Below are 16740 nucleotides of genomic sequence, written 5' to 3'. Positions count from 1 at the left end.
CCGTGCGCAGGTGTCGGTCAGCTCGCTGATCCGCCCTCGCTGCGGCGCCGGCGATCCCGCCGGCGGTACTCGGGGCGAAGCTTGGCGCTCGCGAACGCCGCCTCCACCGCCGCGGAGAGCGCGGTGATGTCGTACGCGCCGTGGTGGCGCCGGCCGTTGATGAAGAAGGTCGGGGTGCCGGTGACGCCGCTGATGTCGGCGGACTCGATGTCGGCGGCAATTCGGTCGACGCTCTTCAACTTGACCATGTGCTCCCGGAACTGGTCGAGGTCCAGGCCGATCTGTTCGGCATAGCCGAGCACATCGGTGGGATTGAGGGCGTCCTGGTGCGCGAGAAGCAGGTCGTGCATCTCCCAGAACGCGCCCTGCTCACTCGCCGCCTCGGCGGTCTCGGCGGCGAGTTGGGCATGCGGGTGGACGTCGGTCAGCGGCAGGTGCCGCCAGACGTACCGGATGTTGGCGAAGTCGGCCAGCAGTTCCCGGACCACCGGCTCGGCCTGCCCGCAGTAGGGGCATTCAAAGTCGCCGTACTCCACGACCGTCACCGGTGCTTCGCGCGGCCCGCGCACGTGGTCGCGCTCCAGATCGACCGGAGGCATCAGGTCGACGATGGCCTCGGCGACGCCCAGCAGCGCGCGGGCACGCCGCGCCGGCGGGAGCCGGGCAGCAGAGCGGAACACCAGCCAGGTGATGACGGACGAGCCAACCGTCGCGACGAGGATGCCGAGCTTCGCCTCCTCCAGAGCCGGGCCGTGCAGCGCGTGGGTGGCAATCAGGAGAGCGACGGTGAACCCGATGCCGGACACCGTGCCGACCCCGGCGACGGCGACCCAGCCGACCGGTGGCCGGAACCGGTTGCCGCTCAGCCGCGCCACCAACCACGAGGTGACCACGATCCCGGCCGGCTTGCCGACGACGTACGCCGCCACGACGCCGAGCGTGACCGGGGAGGCCACGGCCCTGCCCAGCAGTTCGCCGTCGATCATGATCCCGACGTTCGCCAGCGCGAAGAGCGGCACGACCACGTAGCTCGCCCACGGGTGGTAGAGGATCTGCAGCCGCTCGTTCGGCGACAACGCAGAGGTGAGCCCGGCCCGGGCCGAACGGGCGAGCTGCGGGGTGGGCTGTTCCCGGAAGAGGCGGAACTGGTCGCTCGCCCGCTGCAGTTCGCTGCGACCGGGGGCGTAGGCGTAGGACAGCAGCCCCATCACCAGGCCCACCACGACCGGATCGACACCGGACTCCGAGACCGCGAGCCAGGCCGCCACCCCCAGCAGCGCGTAGACCGGCCCGAACCGCACGCCCGAGGCCTGGACGACCAGGACGAGGCCGAAGATCCCCGCCGCGGCGAGCAGCGCCGTCGCCGAAGGATGTTTCGGGTAGGCGACCGCCAGCACCGCGATCGCTACCAGGTCGTCGATGACGGAGACCGTCAGCAGGAAACCCCGCAACCGATCCGAGAAGCGCGGCCCGAAGACGGCCAGCGCGCCGAGTGCGAGCGCCGTGTCCGTGGCCATCACCGCGCCCCAGCCCGCGGCGGTGGTGCGCCCGGCATTGATCACGAGATAGATCACGATCGGCACGAGCATGCCGCCGAGCCCGGCCAGCAGCGGCAACGCCAGCCGGCGCCGCTCCCGCAGCTCGCCGATGTCGAACTCGCGGCGCAGCTCCAGCCCGGCGACCAGGAAGAAGAACGTCATGAGTCCGCTGTTGACCCAGGTACGCAGGTCGTGGGACACGTGCCAGTCGCCGAGCTGGACGGAGAGGGACGTGCTCCAGAGCGACTCGTAGGACGACATGTGGATGTTGGCCCACAGGAGCGCCACCACCGCAGCGACCAGCACCACTCGTGCGCCGCCGGTCTCGGTGTGCAGGAACGCGCGCAGTGGCGAGTTGAACCGGCCGACCCAGGCGGTCCGGGTGGACCATCGTCGGTGCCGGTCGTCGCTCGTCACGGGACAATCCTCGTCGACCTGATCGCCCCGTGGTTCGGATTCGGACACGCGGCGACCGCCGGTCAGGGTGACGTGACCGCCGCAGTAGCCTGCCGATCATGGCGGACTGGAAGATCCGGCCGGCTTCGGCGGCGGACGTCGACGCGGTGGCTGAGTTGCGGGCCGTGGTGCTGCGGGCGGATCTGGAGCGGCTCGGGCGGTACGACGAACAGCGGGTGCGGCAGCGACTGCGGGACGGGTTCACGCCGGCGCACACCTGGGTGATCGAGGTGGGCGGCGCGTTCGGCGGCTGCGTGTCGCTGCGACCGGCCGAGGACGCCCACTGGCTGGAGCACTTCTACCTGGCCCCGCACCTGCAGGGCAGCGGCATCGGTTCGGCGGTGCTGCGCGGGCTGCTGGAGCGGTGCGACCGCGATGGAACCCTGGTCCGGCTCAACGTGCTGCAGGGCAGTCCGGCGCGGCGGCTGTACGAGCGGCACGGATTCAGACTCGAGACCGAGGATCCGGTGGACGTGTTCATGGTGCGCGAGGTCGGTGGATAGGGAAACGCCCGATTCCCCACCCGGGAATCTGGCATAGCGTCGATCCGGTCCGCCACGAATGAACACTTGTTGCAGCAGCGGCATGATCGGAGAAGTCACGAATGAACAGGGTGCGGCTCCTCGCGTTGGCCTGCCTGTCGGCCATGACGCTCACCGCCTGCGGAGGCGGCACCGCCAGTACCACCGGCTCGTCGCCGTCCGGCCCGAGCGCCGAGCCGAGCGCCGCAGCGGCCGCGTCCGCCACCACCGGCACGGGCTCCGGGTCGGGTGGGGTCACGGCGAGCGCCCTCTGTGACTACCTGCGGGTTGAGCTGCCGGCGTTGCGCAAGGCACCCGGCGAGATCGAGGTGATGGGGCGGCTCGCCACGGGACTCAGCGGATGGTACGACGAGCGGGGCGGAGTACCCGACGGCAGCGAGATCGACAAGCTCAGCCGGGAGCAGTGCGCGGACGTCCGCACCGAGGTGCTCAAGCTGGCCGGGGTGCAGAGCTTCCTCCAGATCTAGCGACGTGGGCACCGACGTGAGAGCGGCGTTACAGCGGATCTGCCGGCACACCGGGAGCGCCCCGACGTAGCGTGAGATCGTGCCGACGAAAGACGTACTCACCAAGGCTGACCTCGCCGAACTTCGCCGCTCGGCGCTCGGGATGGCCGACCCGCTCGGTGTCGCCGCCGACCTGTCCGACGCGGTGCGACAGGACCGGCTGGAGGACCCGGACGACGCCGGCGACGCGCTGACCCTGGCCGCCGAGATCGCCGAGATCCGGGGGAAGTCAGATGCCGCGCTCCGGTACGCGGAGCGGGCCCTAAAGGTGTACCCGTCCGGGGACGACCCCCGGGCCGGGTTCGCCCGGGCGTTGCGGGCCCGGACCCTGTTCCAGGCCGCCGGCCGGGAGGACGAGGCGATGGCGGAGCTGACCGCCCTTCGCCCGCTCCTGCTCGTCCAGCCCGACGCCCCCGCCTACGTGAGCGCGGCGCTGGACTCCGGTGGTCGTTCGGCGATCGCCGAGACGTGGCTGAGCGAGGCGGTGGACACGCTGCTCGGCGAGCGCGCCACCGCCGCCGGAGGGGCGGCGCAGGCCATCACCGCCGTCGAGCCCCCGGTCGAGGTCGGCCCCCCGGAAGCGCCCGGTGTCCTCTTCTTCCTGCTGCAACAGCGACACCGGGTACGCCGGAATCTCAACCTGCCGCACGACCGGCACGACGATCTGGCGGACCGGCTGGAGACCCAGCTCGTCCGTCGGGCGGCGCAGCGCGAGGGCGGCCAGCAGGACCTGATCTTCTGGCCCCGCCCCGAGTTCGACCGCCTGCTGGCCGAACACCCCGACCTGACCGAGGCGTACGGGCCGGACTGGGACGCGCACCGGGCCCGACTGGAGAAGGAGCTGGTCCGGCTGGCGAACGCGGGCGGGACCGGTCTGGGCGTGCTCAGCGCGACGGTGGCCGGCCTGGACGCCCATGCCAGCCGACGGAACGGCGATCCGGCCGACCCGCAGATCCGGGCCGGCTACGCGGGCGAGCTCGCGGCTCGACCGAGTGTGCGGATTCCCTGGCCACCGGAGCGCAACGACGCGTGTTGGTGCGGCTCGGGTCTGAAGTACAAGAAGGACTGCCTGCCACGCTCCCGGAGCTGAACGGGGCAGCTATCGAGCCGGGGTGTGCCGCTGGTAGTGGCGGGCGACGCGGGCACGGTTGCCGCAGGAGGGCTTGCACCATTCCTGACGCGGGTGGTCCTTGACGAAGTAGCGTACGCAGCGTGGCGCGGGGCAGGCGCGCAACAGGTCGCGGGTCGGACCGGCGATGAACTCGATGGCGGCACGTGCCAGCCCCGCGGTGATCGCCAGCCGCGTGTCAGCCGCCTCGCCGTGCCAGGCGAGGGACGGCGTGTCCTCCTCCGCCCAGGTCAGCACCGGCCGGACCGGCAACGCCCCAGCGGCCTGGTTGAGCCGGGCGACCGCCTCCTGTGGAGAGAGCAGCGAGGCGGAGTCGGCCCGGCTCGGCGGGCCTGGGCGGACCGCCACCGCGAAGAGGGTTCGCGCGGCGCGGCGCACCGCGACCACGTCGAGCCGGGTCCGCTCGTCGACCACGCCGCCAGGAATCTCGAACCCGCCTACGTACTCCCGCAGTGGCTCGGCCTGCTCTCGGAGCCAGGCGGTCAAGCCGGCGAGGTCGGCGAGGTCATCGGCGACGCCGCCGTTGCCGTCATGTCGAATCGTGCTGACCAGGGCGAGCGCGAGCTGGGCTGACATCGGACCCCTCCTGTTCCGGCTTGTGTGGCCGACGCCGGCCAGTGTAGCTTCCCTAATGCCTTTTCCGTAGATAACCATTAGGGGCCGTCGTGTTGGTCATCGCGCACCTCAGTGACACTCACATCGACAGCCACCCCCGATCGGCCGAGCGGACCGCCCGGGTGATGGACCACCTGCACGCCCTGCCACGACCGGTCGACGCGATCCTGATCACCGGGGACATCGCCGACCATGGCGAGGTGGCCGAATACGAGACCGCCGCCAAGCTCTTCGACTCCCCGCTGCCGGTCATGATCTGTCCCGGCAACCACGATGTGCGCGACGCGTACCGCAAGGGTCTACTCGGCGACGACCGTGGCGGCACCGGCCCGATCAACACCCGGTACGACGTGGCCGGTGCGGTCTTCCTCCTTGCCGACTCCTCCGTGCCCGGCGAGGACGACGGCCACCTGGACGAGGAGACCGTGACGTGGCTCGCCGACGAACTGGGTTCGGTGCCGGCCGAGACGCCGACGTTCATCGCCCTCCATCACCCGCCGGTCGTGCTGCACCACCCGGTCATCGACCCCATGCGACTGCTGCCCGCCGACCCCCTGGCCGACCTGGTCACCGCCCACCCGCAGGTCGTCGCCGTGCTGACCGGGCATTTCCACACCGCCGCCGCGAGCACCTTCGCCGGCCGCCCACTGCGAATCGCGCCGGGGGTGGTCTCCACCCTTCGGATGCCCTGGGAGGGCGAGGGACGGTTGACCACCCAGGCCCAGCCACCCGGCGTCGCATTCCACGTGTACGACGACACCGGCCTGCTCACGACCCACTACCGGGTCGTGGTATGAGCACGCATGGGGTCGCCGTGCTCGGCTTTCTGGTCGCCGTCGCGCCGATCACCACCACGCCGGGAGCGAGCCTGACGCTGGTCGTCTCGCGCGTGGCCACCGGCGGGCGGTGGCAGGGGTGGTGGGTGATCCTCGGTACGGTCACCGGGCTGTACGTGCACGCCACCCTGGCCGCCGTCGGCCTGGCCGCGCTGGTGCTTCGCTCGTCGCAGGCGTTCTGGGTCGTCAAGCTGGTGGGTGCCGCCTACCTGGTCGGGCTCGGGCTCTGGCTTCTCTGGTCCGCGACCTACCGCCGCACAGCGGCCAGGTCAGGGGCGTCGGGCGTGGCCGCGGCGGAGGAGACGCCGACGACCACGGGCCGGCCCGCTCCGGTCCGCATCCGGAGGCTTCCGTGGCGCGTCCACCACCCCTACCTCCAGGGGCTGCTGAGCAACGTCCTGAATCCCAAGGCGGCCGCCATCTACCTCACCCTCGCGCCGCAGTTCCTCGAACCGGGCCGACCGGTGCTGGTGCCGATGTTGCTTCTCGCCACGGCGCACGCCGCGCTGCACAGCTGCTGGCTCGCGGGATGGACCGCCGTCTCCGGTGCCGCCGCCCGGCTGCTCCGCACGGCCAGCGTTCGACGCATGCTCGATCGGCTGACCGGCGTGATCCTGCTCGGCCTCGGTGTGCGGTCCGTGGTGGCCTGAGCCCGAGTGCCCGCCCGGGTGCGCGCCGCCCGCGGCGGCCACGACGGTGGCTGGCCGGCCGGGCCGTTATCGGAGGATCTCGGCCAGCTCGGACAGGTCGGCAATCTCGTACGCGACCGGGGCATCGCGCGGCGCGGTCTGCCCCCGGTGGTTGACCCAGACGGCCCGGATGCCCGCCGCGTGCGCCCCACCCACGTCGGCGGTGAGCGAGTCACCGACATGCAGCACCTCGTGCGCCTCCAACCCGAGGGCGGCGAGCGCCCAATCGAACATGGCCCGGTCCGGCTTGTACGCGCCGGTGGCCTCGCTGGTCACCACGGCCGTGGAGGCCAGGCCGTGGTGAGCCATCGCGGCACGCACGTCGTCCGTGTCCACATCGGACACCAGGCAGATCGGCACGGTGACGCGGGACAGGAACTCACGGGTGCCGGGCCGCAGCGGTGGCGAGCGCCAGTACCTGAACTGCGCCGCGCACAGGGCGGCCGGGTCAGCCGCGCGGCCGGCGTCGGCCATCACCGAAGCCAGACTCGTCATCGCGCTGTCCCGCAACGAGCGGAACCGCGCTCGCACATTGGGGGCTGACACACCCCGCGCGTACCGATAGCGTCCTTCCCTGGACGATCACGGTCCGCCCGCCACCGCCGGAGGAGACGCCGATGTTCGAGGAGTTCATGGGCATCCCCGCCCACCCTCTCGTGTTGCACGCCGCGGTCGTGTTCGTGCCGCTGCTGGCCCTCCTGACCGTGGCGTATGCGCTCGTCGCGCCTGTCCGGCCACACACCCGCTGGGTGCTGGGGCTGCTCGCGCTGGGCGCGCCGCTCGCCGCGCTGCTCGCGAAGCTCTCCGGTGACGCCTTCTTCGCCCGCATGCGGTCCGCCAACCGGGTCACCCCCGAGTTCGTGCCGAAGATCGAGGCCCACCAGCAGTTCGGCGACATCACGCTCTGGGCCACCATCGGGCTGGCGATCATTGCGCTGGCACTGGTTCGGTTCGTCCCGCCCCGAGCCGAGGCGAGCGAGACCGGAGGCGGTGGCACGGGTCGGGCGCTGACCCTGGCGTTGCAGGTGCTGTCGCTGGTGGCCGCGGGCGTCGCCCTGTACTACGTGATCCGCACCGGCGACTCCGGCGCGAAGGTGGTATGGACGGGTCAATGACCTGACCAGGCGGTGCGGGGTCAGCGTCGGCTGGCCCGGTCGATGCCCTGGTGCACCCGCGCGGTGCGGTCGATCAGCTCGCGCAGCGCGCTCTCGTCGACGGTGTCGAGCCGTTTCAGGTAGAGGCAGCCCTTTCCGGTGCGGTGGGGGCCGAGGCGTTCGAGGATCGGGCCGTACCGATCCTCGAAACCGCCCACGAGGTAGACGACGAGGTGCTGCTTGCGCGGTGAGAAACCCACCAGCGGCGCGTCGCCCGTACGCCCGCTGTCGTAGGTGTAGTGGTAGCTGCCGAAGCCGACGATGCTCGGACCCCACAGCACCGCCGGCTCGCCGGTCACCTCGCCCATGAGCGCGCGGAGCCGCCCCGCGTCGGCCCGCCTACGCTCGTCGGGAACCGCCGCCAGGAAATCATCGACGCTGACCTCGGTCGGAGCTGTCACCGGCTCTTTCGATGCCGCCATGACGGGATGCTCTCACGCCCGTACGACGAGGCGCCGACGCACAGGTCAGGCCACATCCTGGCGCGCTCGCCAGGAGAGAGCGACGAGCCACCCCGAAATGATCACCGCTCCAACGGCGAAGCGGATGCTCGCGCTCTCCTCGCTCCACGGCAGGGCGGTGAGCACGAACGCGACGACCCCGCTGGCGGCGCTGTGGACCGCCCAACCCCGCCGCCCCTGGCCGGCGAACCGCCGGGCGAACAGCAGACCCGCCGCGATCAGCGACAGGAACGCCGCGGCGCCACAGACCGTGTGCAGGACGCTGCCCGTGCTGGCGTGGGCGGCAAGCCCCGCCGGGGCGCCCGGCGGCCAGCCGAGCGCTGGGTCGGGCACGAAGATGCCGCCACCGACCATCGCCGCCCCGTAGACGCCGACCAGCACCGGCCCCACCGTGCCGGCCCGGCCCGGACGCAGCACCCACCACAGGCCCACCGCGAAGGCGAGAGCCAGCAGGCCGGTGCCCACGAACGCGACGAACTGCAACCAACCGAGGTCACCGAGGGTGAGCGAGCTCAACGCGTGGCGGCGCAGGTCGAACCCGGATCTGGTGAAGGCCTGCCCGAACGACAGGGCCGGGAAGAGGACACCGGCGACCGTGCCGCAGCTCAGGAGGAGTCGGGTGCGGCGTTGGACGGACACGACCCGCTCGGGGGCAGGGGTCAAGGACGTCATGTGGATACCTCTCGTGTCGGCGTCACGTGTTCTACCGTCACGACGAACGAGACCCGGCCGGATCGACACCACCGGCGAAGGAAGTCGGCATGCTGGTGCGGCCCGGCTCAGGGCCGGGCCGCACCAGCTCCGCGGACGATCAGCCGGCGATGTACGCCCGGATGATGGTCTGGTCGATACCGCTACCGCCGTTGGCGTCGGCCTTCACCCGCAGCGAGACGGGCTTCCCGGCGGCCGCCTTCGGCAGCTCGACCCGATAGCTGTCCCCGTCGCGGGCGACCCGGGCCGTCTTCCAGGTGGCACCGTCATCGGTCGAGGTCCACACCTGGAACGCGGTCACCTTCTGCGCCTTGACGCCGCGCGCCTGCCGGACGGCCAGTTCGGCCGTTCCGCCGGTGGCGTGGTTGTTGGTGTCCATCGGCAGGGCGTAGTCGACCGCGAGCAGCGGCAGCGGCACGCTTCCGGTGCCGTCCGGCCCGGCGGACCGGAACGTCCACGAGGTGGTGACCTTGGTCGAGATCGGCAGGATCAGACTCGTGTCGACGTCGAGGGTCAGCCGGTAGTCCGCCGTCTGTTGCGGCACGGTGAAGTCAGCGAGTGGGCGGTCCCGCTCCTCGACGAGCTTGCCGTTGCGGTACAGCGACAGCTTGCGGTTCACCCCGATCGAGTTGCCCTGCAGGCAGTCGGCCCGCTGGTGCTGGTCCACCAGCGACGCCAGGTCGATGTGCAGGTTGCCCCGGGTCCGCGACGGCGGGGTCGCGCAGCTCCAGCCGGCACCGGCCGGGTCGTCGTACCAGCCGGAGTGCAGCGGCTGCCGCGCCCAGACCTTGCTCTGCCGACTGCCCGGCTGGTAACTGCGGGGTGCCTCCTGGGCCGACAGTCCGCCGTAGACGCCCTCGTCGGCCCAGAGGATGCCGGGCGAGAGGTAGTCGGTGCGGTACGGCGGCAGGTTCCCCTCGTGGGTCTGGGTCACACCCAGCCCGTCCGGGGTGAGGCCGGTGCGGACCAACTGGGTGACCATCCCCGGCGAGTCCATCTGGTGGAACCGCTCGTCGATCCGGGCCAGCTTCGCCTGTTCCGCAGCGGTCACCCGGTACGCGGGATCGGCCGGCACGCCGCTCGCGTACTCGTGAACAAGGTTGTAGCGGTACGGCTTGGCCGTGCCGGCCGGCGAGTCCAGGTTGACGGCCGCCCAGGTGCGCCGTGATCCGATGCCGGGCTTCGGCAGTGGGGAGGTGCGGATGGTCGTCGCGCTCCCGTACCCATTGATCTGGTTCCACCAGGACTGGCCGTTCGGCGCGGTCTGGAGGCTGGTGAGGTCGACCCGGGTGGGCGTGGTGGCGACGCCGTCGACCATCGCCGTCACCGGCCTGGCCAGCGCCGGGTCGAGCGTCAGGCTCCGGTTGCCGGTGACGTTCAGGTCGGTCTCACCGTTGAGCGTCGTCTCCAGCACGTCACTGTCGACGTAGTAGGCGACCGAGGAGCCGAGGATCGCGTACCGGCCGGCCGGCACCCGCGTGGTGAAGGTTTCTCCGGGCGTACCGCTGGGCCCGCCGTAGTAGATGACGGGGTCGGCGAGGTTGGTGACCAGGATGTTGATCCAGCTCTCCGCGCCCTCCTTGAGGCCGGGCATCGGCTTCGTGTGGATCGTCAGGTCGTAGCTGGGCTGCTCGACGTGGAAGCTCACCGGGGTGGTCGCGACCAGCTTCCGTCCGGCGGTGCGGGCGGTGACGGTGGCCAGGTAGAAGCCCGGCCGGGCTGCCAGCGCCGCACGGTTGATCCGGACGGTAACGCCGGCGGTGGCGCCGCGCTTGAGCGTCAACCGGCTCGTCGACAGTGACGCCGTGCCGCGCGGCACCGGCTGGCCGTCGTGGTTGACGACCGCCACGTCCAGGTCGAGGACCGCCGTCGCCGAGGTCGGCGCACCGGTCCAGCTCAGCTTCGCCTCGCTGGTCCCGGACTGCGGGTACGCGAAGGTGCCGAGGTTGACCACCGGCTGGTTGCTGACCGGGCCGCCGAGCGCCCTGGCCGCGTTGAGCCGACCGGCCCCGACGGCGTAAGGGTCGACGCCGGCCAGCGGATCGGCGGCACCGACGAGCGCGGACTTGATCTGCTCCCCCGTCCAGTCCGGGTGCCGCTGGGCGAGCAGCGCGGCCGCGCCCGCCACGTGCGGGCTGGCCATCGAGGTGCCGGAGATGCCCTCGTAGTACCTGTCGATCGGGTCCTGCAGGTTGGTGCCGTCGGCCCGGGCGGCGACGATGTCGACGCCGGGCGCGACCAGTTCCGGCTTGGCCACGTTGCTGCTGACCAGCGGTCCGCGGCTGGAGAAGTCGGCGAGCTTGTCGTTGCGGTCGACAGCGCCGACAGTCAGCGCGCTGGCGGCGGAGCCGGGCGAGGAGATGGCACCGCCGCTGTTGCCGGCGGCGATGACGAAGAGCGCCCCGGTCTGCCTGCTCAGGCCGTCGACGGCGAGCGAGAGCGGGTCGTTGCCGTCGTCCGGGTCGCTGCCGCCGAGGCTCATGTTGATGACATCGGCCCGGCTGGCGGCCCACTCCATGCCGGCGATGATCCCGGAGTCCGCACCGGAGCCGTGGTCGTCGAGGACCTTGCCGATCACCAGTTTGGCGTCCGGCGCCACGCCGCGACGCTGGCCGTGGGCGGCCGCGCCGGTGCCGGCGATGGTCGACGCGACATGCGTACCGTGGCCATTGTGGTCGACGGCGTCGCCACCCTCGACGGTGAAGTCAGCGCGGTCGGCGACGCGGCCGACCAGGTCCGGGTGGGTGAAGTCAGCACCGGTGTCGAGCACCGCGACCCGGACCCCCTTGCCGGTGTACCCGGCCTTCCAGGCATCGGGCGCGGAGACCTGGCCCAGGTTGCGGTCGAGGTCACCATGCTGGCTCCCGCCGGTCAGCGCGGTGGCGCGGACCTTACGGTCGAGCCAGACCTTCTTGGCCCCGGCGAGCAGCGAGTTCGTCGCCAGCTTCGCGGTGGCCGGGCTCTTCTTGGGTACGTGGCCGGCCACCGCGCCGATGCTGGGCAGCGACAGCACGTCACCGAGCGCGGCCACCCGGGCGGACGCGGTGGAGGGCTGCACGATGACCGGCAGCTGCGAGGTGCTCTCATCGTCGTAGCCGTCCGCGATCAGCGCGGTGACGTCGAAGAGGTCGGGGTCGAGGGTCGAGCCGATCTGGGACGCGACGCGCGCGGGGATGACGTGCAGGTGGCCGTCCGGCCCGCAGGTCTGTCGGAGCACCGCGTTCGGGTCGGCCGGTCGCACCGTGGCCCGCGGGCATCCCGCTCCGGTGCTCCGTACGGTCACCACGTCCCCGGTGAGCAGGGTGACGGTGTGCGTCTTCCCGTCGCCAGCGGCATCGGGTGTGCCCGTCAGACCAATGCCGCTGGGCCCGGCTGTGGCAGCGCCGCCCGGTACGGCGCTCAGCGCCGTGGCCGTGACGGCGACGGCCAGCAGCCATCGCGTTTTCCTGAGCATCTTACTCCCTGTCTTATGTAGACAAACGCACCCTCTCGGGCGACTTCTCGCAAGATCATAGGATCGACGGAACGTCGACGCGGTCCTAGCATGGGCTGAATGGATCTTTCGGATCCAACTCGGCCGATCCCCGGCGACCAGCCCGACCGAAGGGAAACGCGCGTGCGTCGAACCCCCTTGGCACTACTCGGCGTCGGTGTCTCCGGCGCACTGCTGTTGAGCGCAGCCCCGGCAGCGGCGGCGACCCCGCCCGCGGCGCCCGCACCGACCGGCATCGTCGTCAGTGACGGCATGACGCAGCCGGTGTTCTCGCTCGCCGACGCGATCGAGGAGCGGGTGTTCGTCCAGACCCCGGTCGACACCGACCACGACGGCCGCCTCGACCGGGTGGCGATCGACATCTCCCGGCCCCGGGAGACCGCCACCCAGGGCTTCAAGGTGCCGGTCATCTTCGAGCACAGCCCGTACCGCAAGGGCACCTGGGGCGACGTGCCCTACCCGAGCGTGCTGGTGGACGACCTGCCGCAGAACGGCTTGACCGACCGTTCCGGGCGCCGGGCTCTCGACGCGGGAGCCCAGCGGGCGCAGGCGAAGGCCAACCTGCCCGGTTCGCTCGACGACTACTACGTGCCGCGGGGGTACGCGGTGGTGCTCGGTCAGAGCGTCGGCACCGGCGACTCCGACGGCTGCCCGACCAGCGGCGACCAGGCCGAGACGCTCGGCACCAAGGCGGTCATCGACTGGCTGAACGGCCGGGCGAAGGGGTACGACGCGAACGGCGCCCCGATCACCGCCGGCTGGACCACCGGCGCGGTCGGCATGACCGGCGTCTCCTACAACGGGACGCTCCCCAACCAGGTGGCCACCACCGGCGTCCGGGGCCTCAAGACCATCGTCCCGGTCTCCGCGATCAGCAGCTGGTACGACTACTACCGCGCCAACGGTCTGGTCGTCGCCCCCGGGACGTTCCAGGGCGAGGACACCGACATCCTGGCCCAGTACACCGCCGGGCAGGCACGGGCCGAGGGGCCCTGCGCCGACGAGATCGCGAAGATCACCGAGGAGCAGGACCGGGTCACCGGCGACTACTCGAAGTTCTGGAAGGACCGTGACTACCTTGACGCCCGGGACGTGGAGGCGAGCGTCTTCGTCGTGCACGGCCTCAACGACTGGAACGTGAAGACCGAGCACTTCGCCGGCTGGTGGGACGAGCTCGCCAAGCGCCACGTACCGCGCAAGATCTGGCTGCACCAGGGCGGGCACGGCGGCCCGGGCAGCAACGCGTCGGTGACCCTGCCGGACGGGCGGACGTGGACGTACAAGCAGACCGAGAACCGCTGGTTCGACTTCTGGCTGTGGAACGTGCGCAACGGGATCATGGACGAGCCGACCGCGGTGCTGCAGCGGGAGGACCGGGCCTACACCACGTACGCCAACTGGCCCGACCCGGCAGCGCGTGAGGTCGGGTTGCGGTTCGCCGCCACCGACGCCACCGCCCCGGGCACGCTCACCACGGGCAAGCCGCCGAAGGCCAGGGTCGAGCAGAGCTTCGTCGACGAGGGTCGGACCATCCACCCGGACACCCTGGTGTCCAACCCGGACACGGCGAGTGAGAACCGGCTCGCGTACCGCTCCCCCGCGCTGACGCAGAACGTGCGCATCTCCGGACGCCCGGAGATGCGGCTGCGGATGGCGATCGACAACAAGCCGGACGCGAACCTCACCGCGTACCTGGTCGACTACGGCCCGGCCGGCTCGACCGCCGCGCCGACCGTGGTGACCCGGGGTTGGATGGACCCGCAGAACCGCAAGGGCCCGGCCCGCACCGAGCCGGTGAAGCAGGGCAAGCTGTACGACTACCGGTGGACCATGGAGCCGAAGGACTACATCTTCCCGGCGGGGCACCGGATCGGCGTTGTCGTCTTCTCCAGCGACCAGGAGTACACCCTGCTGCCGCTGGGTGGCACCGAGCTGCGGGTCGCGCCGAACGACAGCGAACTGCGGCTGCCGGTGGTCGGCGGGCGGGCCGTACTCGGGTTCTGAGCCAGTTTTTCCGAACGGGTGGGGCAGTCCGACACGTCGGGCTGCCCCACCCGTGTTTGGCGTGCGGACGCACGGGAAGACCTCGCCGATCGGGCCCGGCCGTTGTCCGGCGGTGCCGGCGAGATCAGAGGAGGAGTGAGGATGGCCGCAGGCAGCACCCGCAAGGCAACCGGTGCGAAGACGAAGACGATGCCGCCGAGCCGGAAGGTGGCGGCGAAGAAGGTCGCCGCCGCGACGAAGCGGGCCACCGGCGCGAGCGCGGCCAAGACGCCCGGCGAGAAGCCCACGCCGACCACGACCCGGGTGGCGCGAAAGAAGGACACCTCCGCCACCACGGCCACGCCCACCCGCAGGCCGACAGCGAAGGCGGCCGCCGCCAAGAACGCCCCACCGAAGAAGGCACCCGCGACGAAGGCCGCGGCGAAGAAGTCGCCCGCGAAGAAGGCCGCGGCGGCCCGGGCCCGCACCACGTCAGCGACCAGGGCGCCGGCCAAGAAGGCGACCACCATGGAGTCGTTCGGCAACCGGCGTACGCCCCGGAAGGCTTGATTCCCAACGGCGCGGGGCATTGGGAGCCGGCCCCGGTTGGTCAGGCGTGCGGGTCGGGGCAGCAGACCGTGAGCGCACCGGGCACCGAGCGCACCTTGAGCTTCGCGACCGCGGTACGCGCGCCGCCATCGAGCTCGTACGTCCGCGGCGCGGCGAAGCGGACCCGAACGCGGCGGCCGCGGGTGATCCGGACGAAGGGCGAGTCGGTCGAGCGCCCTGCGGCCATCCGGCCGAGGGTGCGGGCCCAGTCGATCGCCCCGTTCGCGGTTGACACGCCCACCTCCAGGCACCCGTCGTCCGGCTGGGCGTCGTCGAAGGCGGGGATGCCACCGGTGATCGTGCCGACGTTGCCGAAGAGCACGCAGCTCGCCTCGCCGTCGAACCAGGTCACCCCGTCCACCTGGATCCGCGTGTGCACCAGCTCGCCCCGAACGTGCCGCAGCCCCGTCCAGACGTACGCCAGCCGACCGAGCCGGCTCTTGAGGTGCCGGTCCGCCTCCCGAATCAGGTCGCCGTCGAACCCGGCACCGGCCATCACCGCGAAATGCTCGCCGTTGAGGCGGCCCAGGTCCAGCCGGCGCCGCCGGCCGTGCAGGCCGATGCGTACCGCCTCCGCCAGGTCCTCCGGGATGCCGAGGTTGGCGGCGAAGAGGTTCGCGGTGCCGGCGGGCAGGATGGCCATCGGGGTCCGCGAGCGGGCCAGCGTGTCCGCGCAGCGTTGCACCATGCCGTCCCCACCCCACACGAAGACCAGACCGGCGCCCTTCTTCAGCGCCTTGCGGACCTTCTTCGGCGCCTTGCGGCTCTTCGGCACCTCGTACCAGAGCAGGTCGTCGACGCCGGCGCCGACGAGGGTCGCCCGCAGCTCGTCAAGCCCGCCACCGAGGGTCTTGCGACGGTGCGCGACCACCGCGACCGCGCCCAGCCGGCCGGCGGTCACACACGTGGCGGGGGCTGCGGCGCTCGTGCTCATGGCCGCCGGTGTTACCCAGCCGGCTGACTGACTACGCCTCGGCACCGCACGGGTGTCGGCCTTGGTCGCGGCACTGTCGCGCGGGCCGTAGCCGGATGGGCCCGATGTCCGGTCCGGGAATCACGCGGATGCTGCCGCACCTGCCATTGCTGGCCGCCGCCTGAAAGGTCTGTGATGGGCCGGTCACGGCGGCATCCGCACCAAGGCGCGTTATACCTCAGAGTCATATTTATGCCTCACAGGTATAGCGCTCCATGCCGACTGTCCCGCCCGTTCGGAACGCGGTCCTGCAATCCGCGCGACTTGGGGAGGTCGTGGCCTCGGCGCATTGGCAGGCAGCAGTGTCCCGGAGATTGCGCGGATCGTGGATCCGGCGGGTTGAGGACCTTGACGGCGCCAATGTCCGGTTCGTGATCGGCGCGGCTGGGGGTGGGTGTCCGGTTTCGCCGTGGGCGTCCCGTGGTCGGGGGCACCCGCAGGGTGGAATCGGGGGCCGGCCGGGGTGGTTATACCTGGCAGATCACCGCGGCCCCCGGGCCCGGTAGCCGCAGGCCGCCGGGAACACCCGCCAGGCCGCCACGGTTACATCCCCCGTAGCCGCCGACCGCCGGGAACACCCGCCAGGCCGCCACGGTTACATCCCCCGTAGCCGCCGGACGCCGGGAACACCCGCCAGGCCGCCACGGTTACATCCCCCGTAGCCGCCGACCGCCGGGAACACCCGCCGGGCCGCCACGGTTACATCCCCCGGACACCCGAGCAGGTCCCCCCCGATCGCCGGGCCGTCCCCCCGTGAACTTTCTCGTGCGGCGCACGCCCCCCGTTGTGTGTCGCATGCACCCCCCGATGCAGAGGAGCACGCCATCATGCGTACCGATCTGATTCGTAAGACCGCTCTGACCGCTGCTGGACTCGCGTTCACCGGCGGCGCCATCGCCGGACCGGTGACCGCCGCGTACGCCGCGTCGGACGCCAAGCCCACCACCCAAACGCAGACCGACCGTAAGCCCGCCGGTGAGCGTCAGCTCGGCGTGCGGTACGAGGCGCAGCCGAACTTCTACTACTGCGGCCCCGCCGCCACGCG

15 protein-coding genes and 1 pseudogene are annotated in these 16740 nt (G+C 71.6%); 9 read left to right on the top strand and 7 right to left on the bottom strand.

All coding sequences use genetic code 11. The annotated features are described in order from the left end of the window. Nucleotides 1-17: 17 nt before the first annotated feature. Nucleotides 18-1955: a Na+/H+ antiporter NhaA gene (locus ACWD6N_RS24350; RefSeq protein ID WP_387322120.1), complete on the bottom strand. Its 1938-nt coding sequence runs from the start codon at nucleotides 1953-1955 to the stop codon at nucleotides 18-20. A gap of 98 nt (nucleotides 1956-2053) precedes the next feature. Between ACWD6N_RS24350 and ACWD6N_RS24345 the strand changes: the two genes are divergently transcribed. The 3 genes from ACWD6N_RS24345 (at nucleotide 2054) to ACWD6N_RS24335 (ending at nucleotide 4132) form a co-directional block, all read left to right on the top strand. Next, nucleotides 2054-2497, top strand: a complete 444-nt coding sequence (locus ACWD6N_RS24345) for a GNAT family N-acetyltransferase (RefSeq protein ID WP_354962564.1) — start codon at nucleotides 2054-2056, stop codon at nucleotides 2495-2497. A 101-nt stretch (nucleotides 2498-2598) separates the two neighbouring features. Beyond that, a complete protein-coding gene (locus ACWD6N_RS24340; RefSeq protein WP_354962565.1) occupies nucleotides 2599-3003 on the top strand; it encodes a hypothetical protein in 405 nt (134 codons plus the stop codon). Nucleotides 3004-3082: 79 nt separating this feature from the next. Further along, the gene (locus tag ACWD6N_RS24335) at nucleotides 3083-4132 is read left to right on the top strand and encodes an SEC-C domain-containing protein (RefSeq protein ID WP_354962566.1); all 1050 of its coding nucleotides are present in this window, start codon (nucleotides 3083-3085) and stop codon (nucleotides 4130-4132) included. A gap of 9 nt (nucleotides 4133-4141) precedes the next feature. On the opposite strand, the gene ACWD6N_RS24330 is transcribed toward ACWD6N_RS24335, so the two are convergent. Next, nucleotides 4142-4747 (bottom strand): CGNR zinc finger domain-containing protein, encoded by a 606-nt coding sequence (locus tag ACWD6N_RS24330; protein ID WP_354962567.1) that lies wholly within the window; start codon nucleotides 4745-4747, stop codon nucleotides 4142-4144. Between the two features lie 89 nt (nucleotides 4748-4836). On the opposite strand from ACWD6N_RS24330, the gene ACWD6N_RS24325 reads away from it, so the two are divergent. Together ACWD6N_RS24325 and ACWD6N_RS24320 are read left to right on the top strand one after the other, a co-directional pair. Continuing rightward, complete coding sequence (locus tag ACWD6N_RS24325) at nucleotides 4837-5583, top strand: metallophosphoesterase (protein WP_354962568.1); 747 nt, start codon at nucleotides 4837-4839, stop codon at nucleotides 5581-5583. Beyond that, complete coding sequence (locus ACWD6N_RS24320; RefSeq protein ID WP_354962569.1) at nucleotides 5580-6272, top strand: LysE family translocator; 693 nt, start codon at nucleotides 5580-5582, stop codon at nucleotides 6270-6272. Before ACWD6N_RS24325 ends, ACWD6N_RS24320 begins: the two co-directional genes overlap by 4 nt. Before the next feature lie 66 nt (nucleotides 6273-6338). Here the strand turns inward: ACWD6N_RS24320 and ACWD6N_RS24315 are convergent, their stop codons facing one another. After that, on the bottom strand, nucleotides 6339-6806 hold the full coding sequence (locus ACWD6N_RS24315) for an HAD family hydrolase (RefSeq protein ID WP_387322115.1): 468 nt from the start codon (nucleotides 6804-6806) through the stop codon (nucleotides 6339-6341). Nucleotides 6807-6928: 122 nt separating this feature from the next. On the opposite strand from ACWD6N_RS24315, the gene ACWD6N_RS24310 reads away from it, so the two are divergent. Beyond that, nucleotides 6929-7426 (top strand): DUF2231 domain-containing protein, encoded by a 498-nt coding sequence (locus tag ACWD6N_RS24310; protein ID WP_354962571.1) that lies wholly within the window; start codon nucleotides 6929-6931, stop codon nucleotides 7424-7426. Between the two features lie 20 nt (nucleotides 7427-7446). Here the strand turns inward: ACWD6N_RS24310 and ACWD6N_RS24305 are convergent, their stop codons facing one another. The 3 genes from ACWD6N_RS24305 to ACWD6N_RS24295 all read right to left on the bottom strand — a co-directional run bounded on the left by ACWD6N_RS24305 (nucleotide 7447) and on the right by ACWD6N_RS24295 (nucleotide 12091). Beyond that, entirely contained in the window at nucleotides 7447-7887 is a 441-nt protein-coding gene (locus ACWD6N_RS24305; RefSeq protein WP_354962572.1) for a DUF1801 domain-containing protein, read from the bottom strand. Nucleotides 7888-7932: 45 nt separating this feature from the next. After that, a complete protein-coding gene (locus tag ACWD6N_RS24300; RefSeq protein WP_354962573.1) occupies nucleotides 7933-8598 on the bottom strand; it encodes a DUF998 domain-containing protein in 666 nt (221 codons plus the stop codon). 139 nt (nucleotides 8599-8737) lie between these two features. After that, nucleotides 8738-12091, bottom strand: a complete 3354-nt coding sequence (locus tag ACWD6N_RS24295; RefSeq protein ID WP_387322110.1) for a S8 family peptidase — start codon at nucleotides 12089-12091, stop codon at nucleotides 8738-8740. A gap of 162 nt (nucleotides 12092-12253) precedes the next feature. Here ACWD6N_RS24295 and ACWD6N_RS24290 point away from each other — a divergent pair, with 162 nt between their 5' ends. Both ACWD6N_RS24290 and ACWD6N_RS24285 read left to right on the top strand, forming a co-directional pair. Further along, the gene (locus ACWD6N_RS24290) at nucleotides 12254-14134 is read left to right on the top strand and encodes a Xaa-Pro dipeptidyl-peptidase (RefSeq protein WP_387322108.1); all 1881 of its coding nucleotides are present in this window, start codon (nucleotides 12254-12256) and stop codon (nucleotides 14132-14134) included. Nucleotides 14135-14275: 141 nt separating this feature from the next. Continuing rightward, on the top strand, nucleotides 14276-14683 hold the full coding sequence (locus ACWD6N_RS24285) for a hypothetical protein (protein WP_387322106.1): 408 nt from the start codon (nucleotides 14276-14278) through the stop codon (nucleotides 14681-14683). 40 nt (nucleotides 14684-14723) lie between these two features. Here ACWD6N_RS24285 and ACWD6N_RS24280 read toward each other — a convergent pair whose 3' ends face one another. After that, nucleotides 14724-15656, bottom strand: coding sequence for a diacylglycerol/lipid kinase family protein (locus tag ACWD6N_RS24280; protein ID WP_387322104.1), 933 nt, complete (start codon nucleotides 15654-15656; stop codon nucleotides 14724-14726). 866 nt (nucleotides 15657-16522) lie between these two features. Here ACWD6N_RS24280 and ACWD6N_RS24275 point away from each other — a divergent pair. Further along, nucleotides 16523-16740, top strand: a pseudogene (locus ACWD6N_RS24275) (C39 family peptidase); the annotation flags it as partial.

This window comes from Micromonospora sp. NPDC005163, from assembly GCF_053599835.1.
Note: the sequence above shows the minus strand (reverse complement) of the source record. Positions and strands in the feature narration are given on the sequence as shown.